Raw genomic sequence first — 19,703 nt, 5'->3', positions numbered from 1 at the left:
GGAATTTGTACGACAAGCGGTGCTATGGTGAGCGAGTGCGAACTTCACATCTGATGTGGGGCAAGCGCGGCGGCAGTGAAGACGCTGTCGTCTGGTCTCTACAAAGGATCGTCCGGCACGTACCGCCGGTGGAGGTTCAATATGGCAACTGTAACTTTCGACAAGGCGACCCGAATCTATCCCGGGTCTGACAAGCCAGCAGTCGATCAGCTCGATCTTGAGATCCAGGATGGCGAATTCCTGGTTCTCGTCGGTCCTTCCGGTTGTGGCAAGTCCACGTCCCTGCGAATGCTCGCAGGTCTTGAAGACGTGAACTCCGGCCGTATCTTCATTGGCGATAAGGACGTCACCGACGTACAGCCGAAGAACCGCGACATCGCAATGGTGTTCCAGAACTACGCTCTGTACCCGCACATGACCGTTCGCGAGAACATGGGCTTCGCACTGAAGATCGCAGGCACCCCCAAGGCTGAGATTGCTCAGCGCGTTGAGGAAGCAGCACGCATTCTCGACTTGGAGCCCTACTTGGATCGTAAGCCGAAGGCACTTTCCGGTGGTCAGCGTCAGCGTGTGGCAATGGGCCGTGCAATTGTCCGTAAGCCTCAGGTCTTCCTCATGGATGAGCCTCTGTCCAACTTGGATGCCAAGCTGCGTGTCCAGACCCGTACCCAGATTGCTTCGCTGCAGCGTGAGCTGGGCGTCACCACCGTGTACGTGACCCACGACCAGACCGAAGCTCTGACCATGGGTGACCGCATCGCGGTTCTGAACAACGGTCTGCTCCAGCAGGTCGGAACTCCTCAGGAAATGTACGAGCACCCGGCCAACGAATTCGTTGCAGGCTTCATCGGCTCCCCCGCCATGAACCTGGGCAAGTTCAAGGTCGAGGGCAACGTTGCAAAGCTTGGCACCGCAGAGGTTCCGCTGTCGCAGGCAACCCTGGATGCCATGGTTCCCGAGGACGAAGGCAAGATCACGATCGGCTTCCGTCCCGAGGGCCTCGAGGTTGTTTCTGAGGACACCGAGAACACCATTCCGATCGAAGTTGAATTCGTTGAGGAACTGGGCTCAGATGCCTACATCTACGGCCACCTCGCAGGCGCAGACTCCGGCCACGGTCTGGGTTCGGGCAACGAAGGAAAGGGCGAGCAGCTGATCGTCCGCGTTCCTCCGCGTACCGCTCCGAAGCCCGGCGGCGTGATCCACACTCGCATCAAGGCTGGACAGCAGCACAACTTCTCTGCATCCACCGGCGATCGTCTGCCCGAGTGATCAAGAGTTTCTGATCATTCAAACGGCTCACACGGGGCCCGCAACCACACGGTTGCGGGCCCCGTGCCCTATCGTGCAATGAATGAGACAATAGAGCCATGCCCATTCCCTCAACGCTTGAGATCACGGCAGCAACGGTTGATCCGGCACTGCTGGATTTGCCTTGGGATCTTCCCCTTGAAGACTGGCCTAAGGAAATCCTTGCCGCACTTCCCCGCGGCATTTCACGCCACGTTGTTCGCTTCGTCAATCTTTCCGACAGGGTGATCGCAGTAAAAGAGATCGGGGAAAGCGTCGCGTACAAAGAGTACGAACTCCTTCGCGACCTCTCACGAATGGGAGCTCCCTCGGTTATCCCCACGGCTGTTGTCAGCGGCCGGCGAGATGCTTTTGGCGAGGAACTCGCAGCTGTATTGGTGACCGAACACCTTCAGTTCTCTCTTCCCTACCGCGCAGTCTTCTCGCAGCACATGACCCCAGACACCGCGGGACGCTTAATTGACGCTTTGGCCGTCCTTCTTGTTCGCCTCCATCTTCTGGGCTTCTATTGGGGCGATGTTTCACTGTCAAACACTTTGTTCAGGCGCGATGCCGGATCATTTTCTGCCTACCTCGTCGACGCAGAAACCGGTGAAATTCACCCTTCACTAACCGAAGGGCAGCGCCTGTACGACGTCGATCTTGCGCGAACCAACATCATCGGCGAACTCATGGATCTGCAGGCCGGTTCTTTCTTCCCCAGCGAAGAAGACCCCATCGAAGTCGGCGACCGTATTCGTTCACGCTACCTTGAGCTCTGGAATGAACTCACGGGCCCTGAAGTCATCGAAACCAACCAAAAATGGCGTGTTGCTCAACGTATCCGCCGTCTCAATGACCTGGGCTTCGAGGTCGGAGAACTTCAAATGTCCTCGGATCTTGATGGTACCCACATAATCATCACCCCGAAGGTCGTCGACGCCGGCCACCATCACCGAAAGCTCATGCGCTTGACCGGTATGGATGTTGGCGAAAATCAGGCGCAGCGAATGCTCAATGACATCGAGACCTACCGTGCAATGACCGGGAAGAACAAGACCCCACTGGAAATCGTTGCGCACGAGTGGATGAACGAAGTTTTCGAACCCGTCATCAGCGCTGTTCCCGCCGAACTTGCTGCGAAGCTTGAACCCGCACAGATCTTCCACGAATTCCTTGAACACCGCTGGTATTTGGCCGAAGAAGCCGGGCGCGATATCCCCCAAGATGAGGCGATTGAGTCCTACGTCAAGAGCATTCTTCCGACGAAGCGTGACGAAGCGATGCTGCTGGATCCTGCGCTGATGGCCCAACCTGACGAAGGCGCGGCGGCCTCGGAGATGGAAACGCTCACTGAAGAAGAGGGTTTCAGCCGCGAAGAAGAGCGCGCGGGAATTGACGGAATGCACGGGAAAGCTGATGAGACCGAAGAGAATCCGGGTCGCCCAAAGATGCAATTCGTCCCTGGGATTGGATTAATTCCCGTCGACGATTATTTCTAGACCCGATCTAGACGGCTACCGGCACGTGTTGTGAAGAAATGAAGGATAGACAATGAGCGAATTTCCAAAGATTATTGCCCATCGCGGCGCATCGACCCTTGCACCCGAGAATACGATCGCAGCCTTCGCGAAGGCCTCGGAAATTGGGGCCCGCTGGTGTGAGTGCGATGTAGGCGTCATGGCCGATGGGACGCTGCTGGTGATCCACGATGATACTGTCGACCGCACAACGAATTCTTCAGGTTCTTGGGATTCCTGGGGCTACGGGGAACTGCGCCGACTTGATGCGGGTGCGTGGTTTTCTCCGACCTATCGTTTTGAACGCATTCCTGAGCTGGCCGATGTGGTGTCTTTTGCGAATGCGACGCAGACATCCTTCAATATTGAGCTGAAGCCTCGAGCCGCGGGGAAGCGCCGCGATACATTGGTTGAAAACCTTGAGGTCGCACTGCAGTCCTTCAAAAATAAGAGTGGGCTGCTGATTTCTTCCTTCGACCACGAGCTGCTCGGTGCAGTCCGTCAGGCGATGCCTGAGCTTCCACTAGCGTGGCTGTGCCGTCGCGACGAGGTCACCGCTGGCTCCTGGCGTCAGGCTGCCGATCTTGGGTGCAGCGCCATCCATCCCGCTTGGGAAGGGCTAACCGAGGCCGAGGTCAGCGAGATGCTGAGCGCAGGCTTCGAAGTGAATGCCTGGACCGTCAACTCCCTTGAGGATGCGCGCACGGCCGCAAAATGGGGCGTCAGCGGGATCTTTACCGACCGCGTTCAAGATTTTCCTGCCGAGGCCCTGGCTCGCGCTTAAGAGTGCTGAATCACCCACGCCCACATGGCGATTGCCGCGGCGTGGCCCACGTTCATTGAGCGAGTCGAACCGCGCTGCGTGATGTGGAGGATCTCGCCGCACTGAGCGCGCATTTCTTCGCTCAAACCACTGGATTCTTCCCCAAATATCAGGCATGCCCGAGCGGGGAGCTGGTGACCTTCCAACGGAATTGAACCCGGCACGTTATCAATGCCAACCAGCGACAATCCCCTTTCGCGCACCGAATCAGCGAATTCCGTGACATCGCTGTGGTGAACAACGTCTAGGTATCGGTCGGTGACCATTGCGCCGCGCCGATTCCACCGCCGTCTTCCAACGATATGTACGCGGCTGACTCCCAGAGCATTCGCGCTACGAACAATTGAGCCGATATTGAAGTCGTGTCCCAGATTTTCGATGGCAATCTCAAAGGGAAGTGCGTGGGCAGCGATATCGGCGATGATCGCCTCCATTTTCCAATAGCGGTAGCGGTCCTCAACATTGCGTCGATCGCCATCGGCAAGGAGCTGGGGATCGTAGACATCATCGCTCGGCCAGTTCTCGGGGCCGCCAGGCCAGGGGCCAACGCCCACTTCTGGCTGAGAGTTTGTGTCCATCATCGCCTTCTTCCTACCGAATGAACCCGCAAACAGATACATTAGATGCATGACGAATTCACTTTCCACCGCACTGTCGGATATGCCCCCAATTAGCGCATGGCTGTCGGATATGGACGGCGTTCTTGTAAAAGAGAATCGCGCTCTTCCCGGTGCTCAGGACTTCATCTCTGCGTTGGAAGAAAATGGGATCCCGTTCCTGGTTCTCACGAACAATTCGATCTTCACCAACCGTGACCTTTCTGCTCGGCTTGCGAACTCGGGCCTGAAGGTCCCCGAGGAACACATTTGGACCTCTGCCAATGCGACTGCCGCCTTCCTCTCCCAGCAGTCCCCCAACTCCACGGCTTATGTCATTGGCGAGGCGGGGCTGACGACGGCCCTGCACACCGCGGGCTACGTCATGACCGACCAGGACCCCGAATACGTCGTTCTTGGAGAGACTCGTTTCTATGACTTTTACGCGCTCACCACGGCAATCCGTCTGATCGAGCGCGGTGCGAAGTTCATTGCAACCAACCCGGATGTCTCGGGCCCTTCCGATGAAGGAACCCTACCCGCAGCAGGATCCATCGCAGCGATGATCCAAGCAGCGACCGGCAAGGCTCCCTACTTTGTTGGTAAGCCAAACCCCGTCATGATTCGCGCCGGCCTCAACAAGATCGGCGCCCACTCCGAACAAGCTGCAATGGTTGGCGACCGCATGGATACGGATGTCCGCGCAGGTGTCGAGGCCGGCATGAGGACCTTCTTGGTGCTCTCGGGTTCAACGCACTCTGATGACGTGGCAAACTTCCCCTACCGTCCCTTCCGTATCTACAACGGAATTGGTGACCTGATCCGTTACGTCCAGCCCGCATCCAACTGAATGGGAACAATGATCACTCACGATCCTCAGCTCCTTGCCCTACGCAGCCTCACCGCACCACTACTGGATACCGAAGAACCACTTACACACCTCAATGAGATTTCCTTGAGCGCTCAAGGTGCGGCTGTTTGCGGTCACGTCCTCATTGATCTTCTTGAGGAAAATGACCTCGCAATCGGTGACTATGAAGTGGTGATCGCACCCGAAGGTGACGGCGCACTTGCTGCCGCGATGATTCACGCAGCGGGAGGGCGAGGACTGGATCTGGATGCCGCGCTTCTTCGTCCGACTCAGGCGACGGCCTCGGACGCATCTTTCACCGGCGCGCCCATCTACGGGCGTCCGGCAGTCCTTCTGGCGAACTCTTCTTTGGTCGACACCGGTGCGCTTCATGAAGCTGTAGAAGCTGCGGGCGCCACGGTGGTCGGAATTGTTTCCCTTCTCCCCGACCCTTTGACGCGGGATTTTGCAAGCAAAGCTAGACTCGCCTACTGCGCACCATCGCTTGCTGATTGATCACCAAAATGGTCATCACCACGTGATGTATGACATATAATTATGCGTACTCATTCCGTGAAGACAACGAGGTCTGCCCATGGTACGCCGCAACCGCAGTACTGCATCTGTATCTATTAACCCGCGCTCGGCGCAGAACATGTCGACCCGACCAGCCGACTTTACTGCGACCAAGCAACGCCTGAGCCCCTTCAAGGTGTTTGGAGCTGTGGGCGCACTGATATCGATCATCACCTGTCTGCTCATCCAGCTTCCCGGCCTCGATGCCTCGGGAACCCGAATGTTTGGGATCTTCTTAGCGGCAATTCTCCTGTGGGTCACCGAGGCTGTCCCCCTTGCGGGCACCGCAGTCCTGGTGATTTTCCTCGAGGTCCTCTTCATCTCTGACCACTCCCTTTTGAGCATCCCCGAGAAAGCCCCCGCCTACACAAAGTTCTTCGGAGCTCTGGCAAATCCCGTCATCATTCTCTTCTTGGGCGGATTCATGGTTGCCGATGGAGCCGCGAAGTACAAGGTCGACCGTGCGCTCTCCGCAGTGCTGCTGAAACCATTCATTGGCAAGCCACGCCTGACCGTCATGGGCGTCATGCTCATCACCGCAATCATGAGCATGTTCATGTCAAACACCGCAACGACGGCGACCATGTTCGCAGTCATGATGCCGGTCATCATGGCGCTCCCCGAAGGTAAAGCGCGAACAGGCATCGCCTTATCGATCCCGGTTGCTGCGAATGTTGGAGGCATGGGAACACCTGTTGGCACTCCCCCGAACGCCATCGCCCTGGGCGCCCTGGAAAACGCGGGCATCAAGGTCACCTTCTTCCAATGGATGCTGGCAGCTGTCCCGCTCATGCTGGTTCTTCTGGCACTGTCATGGGCATTCATCGCGTGGCGCTACATCCCTTCAAATGCAAAGTTCGACATTGACACCTCTGCACGATTCGAGAAGTCAAAGAGCGCCATCATCTTCTATGCGGTCGCAGGCCTGACGATCCTTCTATGGATGACCGAATCCCTGCACCACATCTCCTCCAATATCGTTGGCTTCCTTCCCGTCGTCATTCTGCTCATGACAAAGGTGATGAGCGGCGATGACCTTCGCGCACTGGATTGGCCTGTTCTGTGGCTCGTTGCCGGAGGCATCGCTCTCGGTTCCGGCGTCAGCGCGACTGGCCTGGACAAATGGATGCTCGGTTCAATCCATTGGGCCTCAATCCCCGGCGCACTGCTGATTCTGGTTCTGGCGCTGGTCGGCTGGGTCACCTCAAACGTCATCTCGCACTCGGCCTCGGCGAACCTGCTGGTCCCCATGGGAATGGGCCTTGCAGCCACGGTATCGACGGGTGCCGCAGAGATCGCCATGGTCATTGCCCTCGGATGCTCGCTGGGCATGTGCCTGCCAATTTCGACCCCACCGAACGCGATCGCCTACTCCACAGGAACCACTCCAACAAAGGAAATGGCCATTGTTGGTGTCATCGTCGGCGTGATTGGCATCGTCCTTCTGTCCTTCGTCGCACCTTTGACCTGGGGTGCGATCGGGGTGATGTAGGTGTCCTTTCCCCCAGCCGAGGCCTCTTCCGCGAGCGCACCTGGGCTTGCTCACGGATGGACACAAGGCCCTGCGCAAGGAGATGCTCAGGTTCTTGAACGAACCGATGTCCGCACTGGTGGGCACCGGGCGGGCTATCACATTCATGTCCTAGTAGTTGGAGATAATTCCCGCCAAATTGCCGCTCCTCTCACGCGCGATCTCACGCAGTCTTTCCCAAACCTCTGCTTTGATCGCATCCAGGATCTCAATGATCTAGGCATCTTCCTCGAGGACCTCGGAGACGATGACCATGTGGTCTTGGGAGTCGCAACCAGCGAAGTCCCCAACGTCGATGCCCTGATCGAATCTGCACGTGCGTCCTCTCTCATGGCGTCGACACAGTGGATGCTGGTGACCGACCAGGAAATTCATACTGACCTTGCGGTATGTACGGAATCGGGGCATTTAGCCTCGGTCGTGCGCTCTCCGTGGACAGTCCCCTTGTTGTCCGGCCAAGCGTATTCAAGCATGCGCCGTTACCTAGAGGAATGCGGCTACTGCGGAGGGGAGATCCTCTCTCTTATCCAAGGCGCCCCTTCTTTCGCGGTTCAGGGACCAATTCTTGAAGGCCTCGATCTCAATGAAGCTCAGGTTGTCCGCGAACTACTTGAAGGGGTCGAGAGGGTTCTGGGTCCTCGGCCTCGGATCATTCTTCCGCGGGGAACTCACCTGCTGACGCAGGGCCACAGAGTCGAAGCAGTTCACTTGGTCCTTGAGGGGACGGTTTCCCTCCACCGCGACTCACGCCACGGCGAGGTCCTTGCCCACCTTGCGACCTCGGGCCCGCTCATTGGTCTTATTTCGCTTGCACGAGGCGAGAGCGCATTTTTTACCGCCCTGACGACAAGCGAAGCAACCGTGGTGCGTCTAACCACCGAACAGCTTCAGATCGCGCTGACGGAAGATCCATCAATTTCAACGGTTTTAACTGCGTTGGCAATTCGTTCGCTGACGCGACGCCTCATGCGAGCCGAGGACCTTCACGTCGAAAATGCGATGCTGGCTGAAGACTTGGAGCGCCAGAAAGAAGAACTGGCGGCTACCTTGGAAGACCTGCGCGCAACGCGCGCAAAGCTTGTTGAAGGTGCTCGTTTTGCCATGCTCGGCGAACTCAGCGCTGGGATCGCCCACGAGCTCAATAATCCGGTCACTGCCCTTTTGCGGGCGGCCGGGCATCTTCGCGAAGATACCGAGGACGTTGTCAGTTCACCCGAACCTGAGGCATGTCTTAACGCGCTCAACTCTGCGATGGACTTGCCGCCCCTTTCGACCGCTCGCGAAAGGGAACTGCAAAAGGAATTCTTGCCGATCCTTCACGATCGCAGTGTTATTCGACAGCTGATTCGCGCGGGTCTGAGCGACCGCGAACAGGCACAGAAGCTCGCAGATGATCCCAAGCAGCTGCTTGCCTTCCAGGCAGGAGCTCGACTGGGAAGTTCCCTACGATCAGTCCTAGCATCCGGTGAGCGCATCATCGCACTCACGCAGTCCTTAAAGGGCTACGCGCGCCCTGATGCCGACGAACGCAAAGAGGTCGATGTTCGGCGTGGAATCGACGATGTGCTGCGATTAACCTCGCACCGGGTTCACGGGATCGATGTCGTCTGCGAATACGAGGACGTGGAGCCGGTCCTGGCTCACCCCAGCAAATTGCAGCAGGTCTGGACCAATCTCATTGTGAACGCGGCTGAAGCAATCGAGGACGAGGCCGCGGACCTCAAGGCGCGCGCAGAAGCCAGCCCGGCCTCGGGAATTTACCTTCCCGCGCGCGGTCACGACGAAGCGCGAATTACCATCCGGGTAGCGATGGATGGAGATCAGGTCGAGGTCCAAATCTGCGATAACGGCCCCGGTATCGCACCCGAGGTTTTGGACCGTATTATGGAACCACATTTCACAACGAAGGCTGGCCGCGTGCGCTTCGGCTTGGGAATGGGCATGTCCATCGTCCACTCGATCATCGCTGATTTGGATGGGCGACTACTCATTGACTCTCACCCGGGATCCACTACGATGCGGATCCTTATTCCAGCACACCATGTTCACGAGGAGGAATCATGACGCTGACCATTTTGTCCCTCGAAGACGAGGCCGAGGTTCGTCAGGCGCTAGAACGTGACCTTGAGGAATTTGACGGTCGCGTCCGTTTGGAATTGGCAGAAGACGCCTCCGATGCGTGGAGCGTTGTCGAGGAAATTGAGTCGGATGGGGATGAGCTCGCTCTGGTGCTCTCCGATCATCGTCTACCGGGAAAGTCGGGTGTCGATTTCCTTGTTGAGCTGACTGCAGATCCAAGGTTTAGTTCGACTCGCACGGTGTTGGTCACAGGACAGGCCGATCAAAGCGACACCATCAAGGCGCTGAACCAGGCGGGTTTGGATTACTACATTGCCAAGCCTTGGGATCCACAAACGCTTCGAAACGTTGTCCGCGAGCAGCTGACGGACTATGTGCTTGAGACCGGAATCGACCCTCTTCCCTACATGCCCGTCCTCGACGGAGTTCGAATCATGGAGTCAATTCGGTAAGTAAAGGTCATGTGGGGTTCTTGAGGCTCAAGAACCCCACAGTTCCAGAGATTCCCAATTCATCGGCGCTCCCATCGATGAAATATCAATGTGCTGCATGCTTGGGAATTCAGCGAGAACTGAGGGCAATACTGTCTTATCTCCAATCTGGAATCGATCAAGAAAATATTGAGTGAGAGTCAGAAGATAAAACGCACGATTGTTAGGACCTGCGTTTCCAATGAACTCACTCGTTTCGGCAGCCTGTGGAAACGCGGGCTTAGACGGAAACACACGGTTAAAAAGTCTGTTGTGGTGTGCAGAGATATTCCTCATCACCCGAAGCGCATTGAGCCACGAATTCATTTCAGATGCCGAGATACCGACACCTGCCACAATCGCATCCTGAACACCGCGTGGGAGCATGGAGAATAATGTCTGCAACGCGCCCCAATCAAGCAGTTGAACAGCCACCCAAATCGGCAGCTCACCCCCACAACTCTGTCGGTAGTGCTTCGCAAAGTCTTCGTTCGAAGTAGATAGTTTCTTGTCGTACCGCGCCTTCCAGGAGTCATAGCGTGTCTGCTTGCTTCGCTTCTCTACATGTAGAGCTGTGGGCCCTAATTTTGTTACATCTAGGTGCATAGCTGGGTCAATCTTCCCAACTTCATTTCCAATCCAGCTTCGAAGCGCTATCTCAATACAAGCAAGCTGGGCAAATACCGCTGAACGTAGCTTCACATCAAAGGCATACAGTGACAATACGTCGGCGAATCGAGTGCCCTCAACAAAAGCTTGATCTCTGCCTATTACATCCGCCAGGCGCTTCCGGAACGGATACGAATATCCCGATAACCGGTAGTAGCCAATAGTTTCTAATGCGTGGGCAGCAAGCACTGAGTCCTCTATGAGCATTCCACGCGACTCCAGTAAAGCCAGTTGTTGGCTAATCGTTTTGAACGGTTTCATATTCATTGCACCTTTGCAGTGAAAAAGAAGACCGGCCCTGGACCCTTTCGGGCGGAACCGGTTCTGGTAACGTCAGTCTATTCCTGAGGTTTTCCTGAGTCAAGCAGGAAAACCTCAGGAATAGACGAGTATCACCCTCTTCTTCTGACGGCTAAAGCGGCGCCAGCACCCAGCACAATCGCCAGTGCTGCTGCAGGAATCCACCACCAGCGTGGGATTCTCGAGGCGGTCGATTCGCCGGCCTCATCATTGCTCAGCTGGGCTGCTTGAGCTGGAGAATCTAAATCGGCAGCGGAACTCTCACTGGCCGTCGGAGTGCTGCTTGGCTCTGCTGAAGCGGCCAATGGGGCAGCCCCGCCGCCACCGCTTACTCCCCCAAGAACGCGCCGGGAACCAGAAGAGTTGGAGCGCGAACCAAGCAAGCGTTCACCCGCACTGACTTGCCCCAGAGTATTGCTCGGTGGGGGCGTAGTCGTTTGAGTGGCTGGCTGAGCCGATGGGTTTTCCGAGGCCTTTGGATCTGCAGCCGAAGGACTCGCCGCGGGAGTGGGTGCAGATTCTGTAGAGGCGGGTGTCGGAGCACTTGTTTGATCAGGCGTTGGCACCGGCGCTACTGAGGGAGTATCCGCCGAGGGACTGGGCGAAGGAATCGGCTGCTCAGAGGGTTGTTCACTTGAAGGGGTGGGCGCAGGAACCGCGGCCTCGTGAACGGAAACGTTCCAGCTCATCGGTGCAGCGATCTCTTTGTCTCCATCGAGTGCACGGATCTGCAGTCGATAGTGACCAGGCTTCGAGAACACCCAGTTTGCGTGCATATGAGTCGGAGAATCGGTGTGAATGCGCGACTTTGCAGGGTTTGCCGAGTCGACCATGATATTCGCCGGACCTCCGAAAGTTCCTCCCTGGAAGAAGGCAACTCTCGAATCCTTCGGAGATTCCACAACCTTCAGCTCATAATCGATTCCCTTGGGGAATTGAGAATAGTCGATACCTTCCGTGCTGACCCCAGGCCAGACAATGTCGGGATTTTGAGTTTCAGGAAGCACGTAGCTGGATTCGCCAATTGCGCCCAGAACGTCATAACTGGGATCGGATAGGCTCTGCGGACGGGTGAAGCGTGCGTTGACACCCACCTTCCACGTCACTGAATCGATTGCACGCATCACTGAGGTCTTTTCTCCCGTTAAGGAATCATCCTTCAGCGCCAGCGAGTAGTGTGTGGGCGCGGCAGAATCTGCGCGAAGACGCAGGTCCATGTGTCCACGGGTAAGTTCGACAGGATTCGTCTTCAGAGCATCAGCTGCGTGATCGTTACTGGTATCAGGAATATTCGGCGCAGGAGAAGGAGTCGGCGACGGAGAAGGAAGCAAGGGCTCGGCCGTTGGTGCCGGAGCGGGTTCAACAGGGTTTCCACCCGGCCACATCTTCAACTTCAGATCCATTCCGAATGAAGAGGACAGTTCCACATCTTCTTGCCCCTTCGTGGTCATGGATGCCAAAGACTTGGGGTGCGGGCGAACACTAAATTTCATGTACATGGGCTGACCCATGCAGGCACCCAAATCTTGCTGCTGAATATCAATTCCGCCCTTTCCAAGGGTGCCTTCGATGGCACACCACGGGGAGAAGTCATATTCGCTTTCGAAGAGCTCAACTTTATAGGCCGCGCGCAATTCAGGGTCGTCAGCCTGGACCTGAACTGTGTACTGGTCTTCGCTTCCCTCCTTACGGGTATAAGAGACATGAACGCCTGGGCGCGAAACCGAAATCTGGGCAGGATCCCAAACGGGGCTCGGATCCGGATTAGAGGGCTCGATGATGACCGAGCTTGCCCGGGTGACACGTACTTCCGCGCGGTCTCGCTGAGAGAAGGCCTGAGGCGTTGATGCCCAGCGCGCACTACCACTTCCGGCCTCGGGAATGAAGACCGCTTGAATCAGCGCATCATCGTCACCCAGAAGTTCACGAACCTGCGCTTTTCCGTCGACCACGGGTTCTTCAGTGAGGAAGTATCCGTTGACGGTCAACCAGAGGCGACCTTGATCCGTTGCGTGACCGCTATTGAAGGTGATCTCCGTCAGGTGCTGGTCTCCGGGGTGTTCACGCTGCGGGTTGGGAGCAAGCGTCAACGAGGGCTGCGCCTGAACGCCATCACTGCGCTGTGCCTGTGCAGCGGCAAAAGCTTGGTGAATATCTGTGATACTTCCGGAAGACGGGTTAGATCCACCGACCTGCCAGGTCAGCGACTGGATGGGCGAGGTGTAGATCGTTTTCCCGTCAATCGAACGCGCATTCACGCGGAAGCGTGCTTGGTAGCGCCCCGGTTGCGTGAAGGTCGTGAAGAGGTGCGTGTGACGCGGGTTGTAGACCGATCGATAGGCGATATCGTGGCTCGATAGGAAACGCGACACCGAGTCTCCGTGATCGATGAACATCTCCATCCGTCCCGGACCATCAACGTTAATCAGGTCTAGGGTGTAGGTGCTTCCATCGAATTCATCAGGCGCTGCCCATTCGACAGAAGAGTCAGCGCCGAGGCCCGCCCAAATTGGCGTGTTGTTGGGACCGGGGTTTTGTGGGGCTGCGTTGAGGACCGAGTGCTCAGGGCCAAGGAAGGCAAGGTCAGGACGCTTTTCGGGAATCTCTAATTGATACTTCGCGTCTTGCGCTCCACTGCCTGCCCAGGCTTTGGGAAGCCACAGGACGGTCTTTTCCACTGGCATATTGATGGTGTTCATCGTGAAACTATGCGTATCTGCATGCCAGATAGGAATGGGGGCATCAACGTGTTGACCGGTAACGACCCATTCAGCATCGCGGTCAGGCCCAGCCCATGCGAGCTGGGGCATAAGGGCAATGGTCAGGGCTAAGGCTCCGGTAGAAATGATCCTCTTAACTCTCATAATGAGAATCATTATCACAGTAGAAGGGTGCTAGCGTCAATTCCGCCACCGACCACACAAAACGCTACATATGCGGAATCGAACGCATGACGCGGCGCGTGACCCAACGCGGAGCAACCCGCATTGCAGCCATTGCCACCTTGTAGACCGGCGTTGGAGTTACCAACACCTGCCCCCGTCGCATCGTAGCCAAAGCTTCGCTCACAACCTGTTCTGGAGTTGCCCACAACCACTGAGGAGCTGCGGACATGTCAACGCCAGCGGCCTCGAAAAAGTTCGTGTGCACCGGTCCGGGACATACCGCTGTCACGGTGACGCCACTACCCCGAAGCTCCTCTGACAGCCCCTCACTGAATGCCCGAATCCACGCCTTGTGCGCGCTATACGTCCCCGCGCCGGTCTCTGATGCAACCGAGGAAACATTGATGATGGCTCCCCGTCCACGCGCACGCATGGCATTCAGCGCCGCATAGGAAAGAACCATAGGCGCACGAACCATAACATCCAGAGCGTTTTCTTCGGCCTCGATGGTGTTATCAATAAATGAGCACCCCAGCGCAAAACCGGCGTTATTCACCAGCAAACCGACAGGCGATTGCTCATCCGACAGGCGCTGAGCGACACGATCCACATCGCCAGCTACGCCAAGATCAGCAACGATTACTTCCACCTTCACTCCGGCGATCTGACGCAAATCCTCGGCGAGCTTACGAAGCTTCTCTTCACGCCGCGCCACGAGGACGAGATCATGATGAGCCGCTGCCAGCTGCCAGCAAAATTCTTCACCAATACCCGAGGTTGCTCCGGTCACAAGTGCGATACCCATGGCCATCATCTTAACGGCCTCCGCGTATGCTGGGTCCCATGAGGCTTGCAACTTGGAACGTCAATTCAATCCGCACCCGCGTCGACCGCGTCATCGCTTTCCTTCAGCGCTCCGACGTCGACGTCCTTGCAATGCAAGAAATTAAATGCAAGCCTGAGCAATTCCCAGTTGAAGCCTTCGAGGCGGCCGGTTACCAGGTGATCATGCACGGCCTGAACCAGTGGAATGGCGTCGCCGTTGCCTCACGTCTCCCGATCACTTCGCATGAGATTAATTTCCCGGGCCAGCCCGCCTTTGGAGATCCCGCAGTCGTCGAGGCCCGTGCTCTGGGCGTGACAGTACGCGATGGAGACCAGGAAGTGACGACGTGGAGCCTCTACGTTCCTAATGGACGCGAGCTCGACCACCCACACTATTCCTACAAACTCGAATGGCTCAAAACCCTGCTGTCAGTAGGCGATTCCTGGCTTGAAGAAAAACGCCAAATTGCACTGGTTGGCGACTGGAATATCGCACCCTACGATCATGATGTTTGGGATATCACCGCCTTTGAAGGCCAGACACACGTCTCCCCCGCTGAACGACAGGCCTTCTTCGCTTTCGCTCAGCACGGCTGGGAAGAGGTCACCCGCGAGCGCGTCGATCAGTACACCTACTGGGACTACCAGAAACTTCGCTTCCCCAAGAATGAGGGAATGCGCATCGACTTCATCTACGCCTCGCCCCAGCTTGCGCAACGCGTCACGGCAGCAGAAATTGATCGCGATGAACGCAAGGGGAAGGGCGCTTCTGATCACGTTCCCGTGATCATTGACCTCGCATAGCCTGCACAATCTCGCTATTTAGCGAGTCCCAATGATCGTGATGCCATTGGCCGAAGGGACGTTCACCTACGAAGACCGCTCGCTCTGCGGAAAGCGGATCGACCCACAGGAATGAACCAGCCTGCCCAAAGTGGCCAAAAGTTACCGCAGAGGACTGGGGCGCAGTCCAATGAGGATTCTTTTCTCCCTTAATTTCGCAGCCCAATCCCCATGGACAGGGACGATAGTTCCCGTACCCGGGGACAATCCCAGTCAGTTGAGGAAAGTGAATACTCTGCGCACTGGATGCGAGCTGCGTTGAAATCAAGGTCGGGTGGGCGAGTTCGCGAGCAAAAAGCATCAGGTCAGCCGCATTCGCGCGACCCGAATAGGCCGGCGAACCTTCAATTTCTAGGCTGGCCAGCCCCAAAGGCTCGCTCACGCTTTCCTCAATCCACCGAGAAATCGGGCTTCCCGTCGCTTCTTCAAGCATCTGTCCGGCAACTTCAATACCCGCATTTGAGTAGATTCGTCGCTCTTCTGGCGCGCGTTGCAGGCGCGCTTCGTCCATCGCCATTCCCGAGGCATGCGAGAGCAGGTGCTCAAGCGTCACTCCCGGGAAGGGAGCGGGCGCGTCTAGGGTGATGAGGCCTCGAGAAATCGCAACTAGCGCGGACCAGGCGGTGAAGAGTTTAGTGACCGAGGCCAGGGGGAAAACTTCCTGGGGATCCCCCCAGCTCAGCGAGCTACCGTCGTCATTTTCCGCACAGATCGCCGCCTTGAAAGGAATCGAGGAGAAATCAGGAGACATCAACTGCTGGTTAGTTCTGAGCGCTGGAGTACTCCACCAGGAGTTGTTGGAAGGGCGCTGCGGCCTTACGAGGAATCATCGATCCAAGCGCAAGAAGCTGTTCAGCGCTATAGCGCAGTTCCCGAACCGCAAAGGCCAGGTACTTAATGATGAGTTCACGGCTATCAAAACGCTCGCCGTCCCAACCACCGAGGATCACCATTCCATACCAGCGCTCGACAAGCCTACGAGTATCCACCGGATTCTCGGGATCATAATCGGGCATCTCTTTGGCCAGCTTCTCAAGGAGCTGGAGCATCGCATCAACTCGATATGAGAAATGGTCATGGGCGGGATGGCTGTCATTGACAGACTCAACGGTAAAAACGCGGTCGAGATCAGTCATCACCTGGTTGTCGGGGGCTGCAGCAAGACGCAGGTGCGCAGCGATCCACTCATTCATGGTCGTAACTTTTGCACCGCGTTCTTCAAGGATCGGATCGCCGGGAGTACCATCTTCGGTTTCAGCGGTCACAACCTCAACGTCGAAAATACCGAACGCCTCTTCGAAGGCCTCGATAACATTCAGGACCAGGGCATCCTTCGTCGGGAAGTGATACATGACGGTCGGATGGGAAACACCGATTTCTTCGGCAAGATCTCGCAAAGAAAAACCGTAGTAGCCGCGCATTGACAACAACTGCGTTGCCCCGCGAATAATCGTTGTCCGGGTGGAACGTCCAACGGAGTAGCTACCTCGCTTCTTACGGGCGGGACCCGTCTGCGAATTTTCGTCTTCGCTCACGGCTACCTCCTTCATTCTTCAGTTCTGCTCTGTTGGGTGGGGATAACTCTTAAAGTCTAAGCGAAAATGCGGGTGGTGCGAAATTATTCGCACCACCCGCAAGTCGCTACCGATCAGTGATTGGATACCTCAACGCGGAGTCCTTCAAGATCGTCGGTGACATCGACGGTGACGGTGTCGCCGTCTTCAACCTCGCCGCTCAGAAGCAGTTTGGCCAGTCGATCGCCAATCTCGCGCTGGATTAGCCTGCGCAGAGGACGAGCACCGTAGGCCGGGTCATATCCTCGCCTGGTCAGCCAGCCTCGTGCACCTTCGGTGACATTCAGGCTGATACGGCGATCCTTCAGGCGATCCGCCATAGATTCGACCAAGAGATCAACGATTCCAGACAGGTCCTCGGGGCTGAGCGGATCAAAGATCACGGTCTCATCCAGACGGTTGATGAACTCAGGCTTGAAGGACGCACGCACAGCGTTCATCACGCCTTCGCGCTTTTCTTCTTCACTGAGCTCAGGATCGGTCAGGAACATCGATCCCAAGTTCGAGGTCAGGATCAGGATTGTGTTCCTGAAGTCCACGGTACGTCCCTGACCGTCGGTCAAGCGTCCGTCATCCAAGACCTGCAAGAGGATGTTGAAGATCTCGGGGTCTGCCTTTTCAACCTCGTCCAAGAGGACAACGCTGTAGGGGCGACGACGCACGGCCTCGGTCAGCTGACCGCCCTGTTCGTAACCGACGTATCCCGGAGGGGCACCGACCAAACGGGCCACGGAGTGCTTCTCCGAATACTCCGACATATCGATTCGAACCATGGCGCGTTCATCATCGAAGAGGAACTCCGCCAAGGACTTCGCAAGTTCGGTCTTTCCAACGCCCGTGGGGCCAAGGAAGAGGAAGGAACCTGTGGGTCGGTTCGGATCGGACAGGCCTGCACGCGAGCGGCGAACCGCATCGGAAACCGCGCGGACAGCATCCTTTTGACCGATCAGTCGATGGGCAATGAAGTCCTCCATATGGACGAGCTTCTCGCTCTCAGTCTGGAGCAGCTTGCCCACGGGGATTCCAGTCCACGATTCGACAACCTCAGCGATCTCGGTCGGACCGACCTTCTCGGCGATCATCGGCTCATTGGCCTCGTTCGCCTTTTCCTGGGCCTCAACCTTTTCTTCCTCTTCGCGAATCTGACGTTCGATCTGAGGAATATCGCCATTTTGCAGACGTCCCGCTTCTTCGAAGCGACCCGCACGAATCGCCAGCTCCAACTGGGTACGCAACTCATCCAACTGGACGCGAAGCTCACCCACGCGGTTGTGGCCAGCCTTTTCGGCTTCCCAACGGCTGGTCAGAGCAGCGAGCTCTTCGTTCTTGTTTGCGAGGTCCTCACGAAGTTTCTCGAGGCGCTCCGCCGTGGCCTCGTCCAGACCGTCGGGGTCAGACTCGGTCAGGTAGGACTCTTCCATACGGAGACGGTCCACCTGGCGGCGCAGAACGTCGATCTCCTCGGGCGAGGAGTCGAGCTCCATGCGCAGTCGGGAGGCGGCCTCGTCGATCAGGTCAATGGCCTTATCGGGAAGCTGACGCCCGGTGATGTAGCGATCGGACAGTTGAGCCGCTGCAACCAAAGCACCGTCAGAAATGGTGATCTTGTGGTGTGCTTCGTACTTCGGCGCGATACCGCGCAAGATTGCGACGGTGTCCTCAACCGAAGGCTCACCAACGAACACCTGCTGGAAACGACGCTCAAGAGCGGGGTCCTTTTCGATGTTCTCGCGGTACTCATCCAGGGTTGTTGCGCCAACCATGCGGAGCTCACCACGGGCAAGCATGGGCTTGAGCATATTGCCCGCGTCCATTGCGCCTTCGGAGCCACCACCGGCACCGACGACCGTGTGAAGTTCGTCGATGAAGGTGATGATTTCGCCGTCGGAACGTTCGATTTCGTTAAGAACAGCCTTGAGGCGTTCCTCGAATTCACCACGGTACTTCGCGCCCGCAACCATTCCGGTCAGATCAAGAGCGATCAGCTTCTTGTTCTTCAAAGATTCGGGGACGTCGCCAGCGACGATTCGCTGCGCGAGGCCTTCGACGACGGCGGTCTTACCGACGCCGGGCTCACCGATCAGAACAGGGTTGTTCTTGGTTCGACGAGACAGCACCTGGATCACGCGGCGAATTTCGCTATCGCGACCAATCACGGGATCCAGCTTGCCTTGGCGTGCAACCTCGGTCAGGTCGCGTCCGTACTTCTTGAGGGCCTCGAAAGAACCTTCGGGGTCAGCGCTGGTAATGGGATCGGGGCGAAGCTCATCCAGAGCCTTCTGCAGGCGTTCTTCGGTTGCACCGTTTTCACGCAGGATTTCGCCTGCGCTATCGTCATTTGCGGCCAACGCAATGAGCAGGTGCTCAGTAGAAACGTAGGCGTCTCCCTTTGCTTCTGCACGCTTGCGGGCATCGTTAATCACCTGGATCAGACCACGTGAAGTCTGCGGTTGGGCAACGCTCGAGCCGCTGGTTGAGGGCAGAGCCACCAACGCATTACGCGTACGAGCGCCGATCTGCTGCGGGTTTGCCCCAATTGCTTGAAGCAGAGAGTAGGCAATGCCCTCACCCTGTTCAAGAAGTGCTTCCAAGAGATGCAGGGAATCCACCTGCGGGTTCCCAGCGGCCTGTGCCGACTGGACCGCGCTGCTCACTGCCTCTTGGGCTTTGCTTGTAAATTGTTCAGTCATCATTCCTCCTGCCGCTTATTACGGGCGGCTTTTTTCGTTCTGACTTACACAACGTCAACAAACTTGAGTCTATTCCACTCAACTTTATTTTTCTGCACAAATCGGCATCCGAAAACACATTTCACAGAAAAGAAAAAGAACGCCGAGCTGAACGCATAGCGCGCCAGCTCGGCGCTCCCCAC

General features: G+C 56.8%; 16 protein-coding genes. 9 read left to right on the top strand and 7 right to left on the bottom strand.

What is annotated here, in order from left to right; all coding sequences use genetic code 11:
- The first annotated feature begins 141 nt into the window (after positions 1-141).
- From ADG72_RS07105 to ADG72_RS07095, 3 genes are all read left to right on the top strand, one after another.
- On the top strand, positions 142-1,272 hold the full coding sequence (locus ADG72_RS07105) for an ABC transporter ATP-binding protein (RefSeq protein WP_048713871.1): 1,131 nt from the start codon (positions 142-144) through the stop codon (positions 1,270-1,272).
- A gap of 98 nt (positions 1,273-1,370) precedes the next feature.
- Positions 1,371-2,792, top strand: coding sequence for a DUF4032 domain-containing protein (locus ADG72_RS07100; RefSeq protein ID WP_048713868.1), 1,422 nt, complete (start codon positions 1,371-1,373; stop codon positions 2,790-2,792).
- Between the two features lie 52 nt (positions 2,793-2,844).
- Positions 2,845-3,594 (top strand): glycerophosphodiester phosphodiesterase family protein, encoded by a 750-nt coding sequence (locus ADG72_RS07095; protein WP_048713866.1) that lies wholly within the window; start codon positions 2,845-2,847, stop codon positions 3,592-3,594.
- Here the strand turns inward: ADG72_RS07095 and ADG72_RS07090 are convergent.
- The gene (locus ADG72_RS07090; RefSeq protein ID WP_048713863.1) at positions 3,591-4,214 is read right to left on the bottom strand and encodes a TrmH family RNA methyltransferase; all 624 of its coding nucleotides are present in this window, start codon (positions 4,212-4,214) and stop codon (positions 3,591-3,593) included. The genes ADG72_RS07095 and ADG72_RS07090 overlap by 4 nt on opposite strands.
- 46 nt (positions 4,215-4,260) lie before the next feature.
- Between ADG72_RS07090 and ADG72_RS07085 the strand changes: the two genes are divergently transcribed.
- From ADG72_RS07085 to ADG72_RS07065, 5 genes are all read left to right on the top strand, one after another.
- Positions 4,261-5,079 (top strand): HAD-IIA family hydrolase, encoded by an 819-nt coding sequence (locus ADG72_RS07085; RefSeq protein WP_048713861.1) that lies wholly within the window; start codon positions 4,261-4,263, stop codon positions 5,077-5,079.
- 9 nt (positions 5,080-5,088) lie between these two features.
- A complete protein-coding gene (locus ADG72_RS07080; protein WP_239667693.1) occupies positions 5,089-5,595 on the top strand; it encodes a hypothetical protein in 507 nt (168 codons plus the stop codon).
- A gap of 139 nt (positions 5,596-5,734) precedes the next feature.
- Positions 5,735-7,147 carry an SLC13 family permease gene (locus ADG72_RS07075; protein WP_048713856.1) on the top strand — a complete coding sequence of 471 codons (1,413 nt, stop codon included), beginning with the start codon at positions 5,735-5,737 and terminating at the stop codon, positions 7,145-7,147.
- A complete protein-coding gene (locus ADG72_RS07070) occupies positions 7,148-9,250 on the top strand; it encodes a sensor histidine kinase (protein ID WP_048713853.1) in 2,103 nt (700 codons plus the stop codon).
- The gene (locus tag ADG72_RS07065) at positions 9,247-9,717 is read left to right on the top strand and encodes a response regulator (RefSeq protein WP_009408748.1); all 471 of its coding nucleotides are present in this window, start codon (positions 9,247-9,249) and stop codon (positions 9,715-9,717) included. The genes ADG72_RS07070 and ADG72_RS07065 overlap by 4 nt, the downstream gene beginning before the upstream one ends.
- A gap of 27 nt (positions 9,718-9,744) precedes the next feature.
- Here the strand turns inward: ADG72_RS07065 and ADG72_RS07060 are convergent, their stop codons facing one another.
- From ADG72_RS07060 to ADG72_RS07050, 3 genes are all read right to left on the bottom strand, one after another.
- Positions 9,745-10,665: an Abi family protein gene (locus ADG72_RS07060; protein WP_051026387.1), complete on the bottom strand. Its 921-nt coding sequence runs from the start codon at positions 10,663-10,665 to the stop codon at positions 9,745-9,747.
- A 131-nt stretch (positions 10,666-10,796) separates the two neighbouring features.
- The gene (locus ADG72_RS07055) at positions 10,797-13,568 is read right to left on the bottom strand and encodes a choice-of-anchor M domain-containing protein (protein ID WP_048713851.1); all 2,772 of its coding nucleotides are present in this window, start codon (positions 13,566-13,568) and stop codon (positions 10,797-10,799) included.
- Positions 13,569-13,632: 64 nt separating this feature from the next.
- Positions 13,633-14,394 carry an SDR family NAD(P)-dependent oxidoreductase gene (locus ADG72_RS07050; protein ID WP_048714329.1) on the bottom strand — a complete coding sequence of 254 codons (762 nt, stop codon included), beginning with the start codon at positions 14,392-14,394 and terminating at the stop codon, positions 13,633-13,635.
- 38 nt (positions 14,395-14,432) lie between these two features.
- Here ADG72_RS07050 and ADG72_RS07045 point away from each other — a divergent pair, with 38 nt between their 5' ends.
- A complete protein-coding gene (locus ADG72_RS07045) occupies positions 14,433-15,218 on the top strand; it encodes an exodeoxyribonuclease III (RefSeq protein WP_192831735.1) in 786 nt (261 codons plus the stop codon).
- On the opposite strand, the gene ADG72_RS07040 is transcribed toward ADG72_RS07045, so the two are convergent.
- From ADG72_RS07040 to clpB, 3 genes are all read right to left on the bottom strand, one after another.
- Positions 15,202-16,008: a serine hydrolase domain-containing protein gene (locus tag ADG72_RS07040; protein WP_048713846.1), complete on the bottom strand. Its 807-nt coding sequence runs from the start codon at positions 16,006-16,008 to the stop codon at positions 15,202-15,204. The two genes, ADG72_RS07045 and ADG72_RS07040, sit on opposite strands and share 17 nt — an antisense overlap.
- Positions 16,009-16,018: 10 nt before the next feature.
- The gene (locus ADG72_RS07035; protein WP_239667692.1) at positions 16,019-16,792 is read right to left on the bottom strand and encodes a TetR/AcrR family transcriptional regulator; all 774 of its coding nucleotides are present in this window, start codon (positions 16,790-16,792) and stop codon (positions 16,019-16,021) included.
- Positions 16,793-16,905: 113 nt separating this feature from the next.
- The gene (gene clpB, locus ADG72_RS07030; RefSeq protein ID WP_048713840.1) at positions 16,906-19,521 is read right to left on the bottom strand and encodes an ATP-dependent chaperone ClpB; all 2,616 of its coding nucleotides are present in this window, start codon (positions 19,519-19,521) and stop codon (positions 16,906-16,908) included.
- Positions 19,522-19,703 lie beyond the last annotated feature (182 nt).

Origin of the sequence: Trueperella pyogenes (genome assembly GCF_001070855.1) — a bacterium.
Taxonomy (GTDB): Bacteria; Actinomycetota; Actinomycetes; order Actinomycetales; family Actinomycetaceae; genus Pauljensenia; species Pauljensenia pyogenes_A.
Note: the sequence above shows the minus strand (reverse complement) of the source record. Positions and strands in the feature narration are given on the sequence as shown.

Bases quoted from the DNA above. Each gene is read 5' to 3' on its own strand.
- ADG72_RS07040 (WP_048713846.1), bottom strand. From the start codon at position 16,008: ATGTCTCCTGATTTCTCCTCGATTCCTTTCAAGGCGGCGATCTGTGCG.
- ADG72_RS07065 (WP_009408748.1), top strand. From the start codon at position 9,247: ATGACGCTGACCATTTTGTCCCTCGAAGACGAGGCCGAGGTTCGTCAG.
- ADG72_RS07090 (WP_048713863.1), bottom strand. From the start codon at position 4,214: ATGATGGACACAAACTCTCAGCCAGAAGTGGGCGTTGGCCCCTGGCCT.
- clpB (WP_048713840.1), bottom strand. From the start codon at position 19,521: ATGACTGAACAATTTACAAGCAAAGCCCAAGAGGCAGTGAGCAGCGCG.
- ADG72_RS07100 (WP_048713868.1), top strand. From the start codon at position 1,371: ATGCCCATTCCCTCAACGCTTGAGATCACGGCAGCAACGGTTGATCCG.
- ADG72_RS07060 (WP_051026387.1), bottom strand. From the start codon at position 10,665: ATGAAACCGTTCAAAACGATTAGCCAACAACTGGCTTTACTGGAGTCG.
- ADG72_RS07075 (WP_048713856.1), top strand. From the start codon at position 5,735: ATGTCGACCCGACCAGCCGACTTTACTGCGACCAAGCAACGCCTGAGC.
- ADG72_RS07050 (WP_048714329.1), bottom strand. From the start codon at position 14,394: ATGGGTATCGCACTTGTGACCGGAGCAACCTCGGGTATTGGTGAAGAA.
- ADG72_RS07095 (WP_048713866.1), top strand. From the start codon at position 2,845: ATGAGCGAATTTCCAAAGATTATTGCCCATCGCGGCGCATCGACCCTT.
- ADG72_RS07080 (WP_239667693.1), top strand. From the start codon at position 5,089: ATGATCACTCACGATCCTCAGCTCCTTGCCCTACGCAGCCTCACCGCA.
- ADG72_RS07085 (WP_048713861.1), top strand. From the start codon at position 4,261: ATGACGAATTCACTTTCCACCGCACTGTCGGATATGCCCCCAATTAGC.
- ADG72_RS07105 (WP_048713871.1), top strand. From the start codon at position 142: ATGGCAACTGTAACTTTCGACAAGGCGACCCGAATCTATCCCGGGTCT.
- ADG72_RS07045 (WP_192831735.1), top strand. From the start codon at position 14,433: ATGAGGCTTGCAACTTGGAACGTCAATTCAATCCGCACCCGCGTCGAC.
- ADG72_RS07055 (WP_048713851.1), bottom strand. From the start codon at position 13,568: ATGAGAGTTAAGAGGATCATTTCTACCGGAGCCTTAGCCCTGACCATT.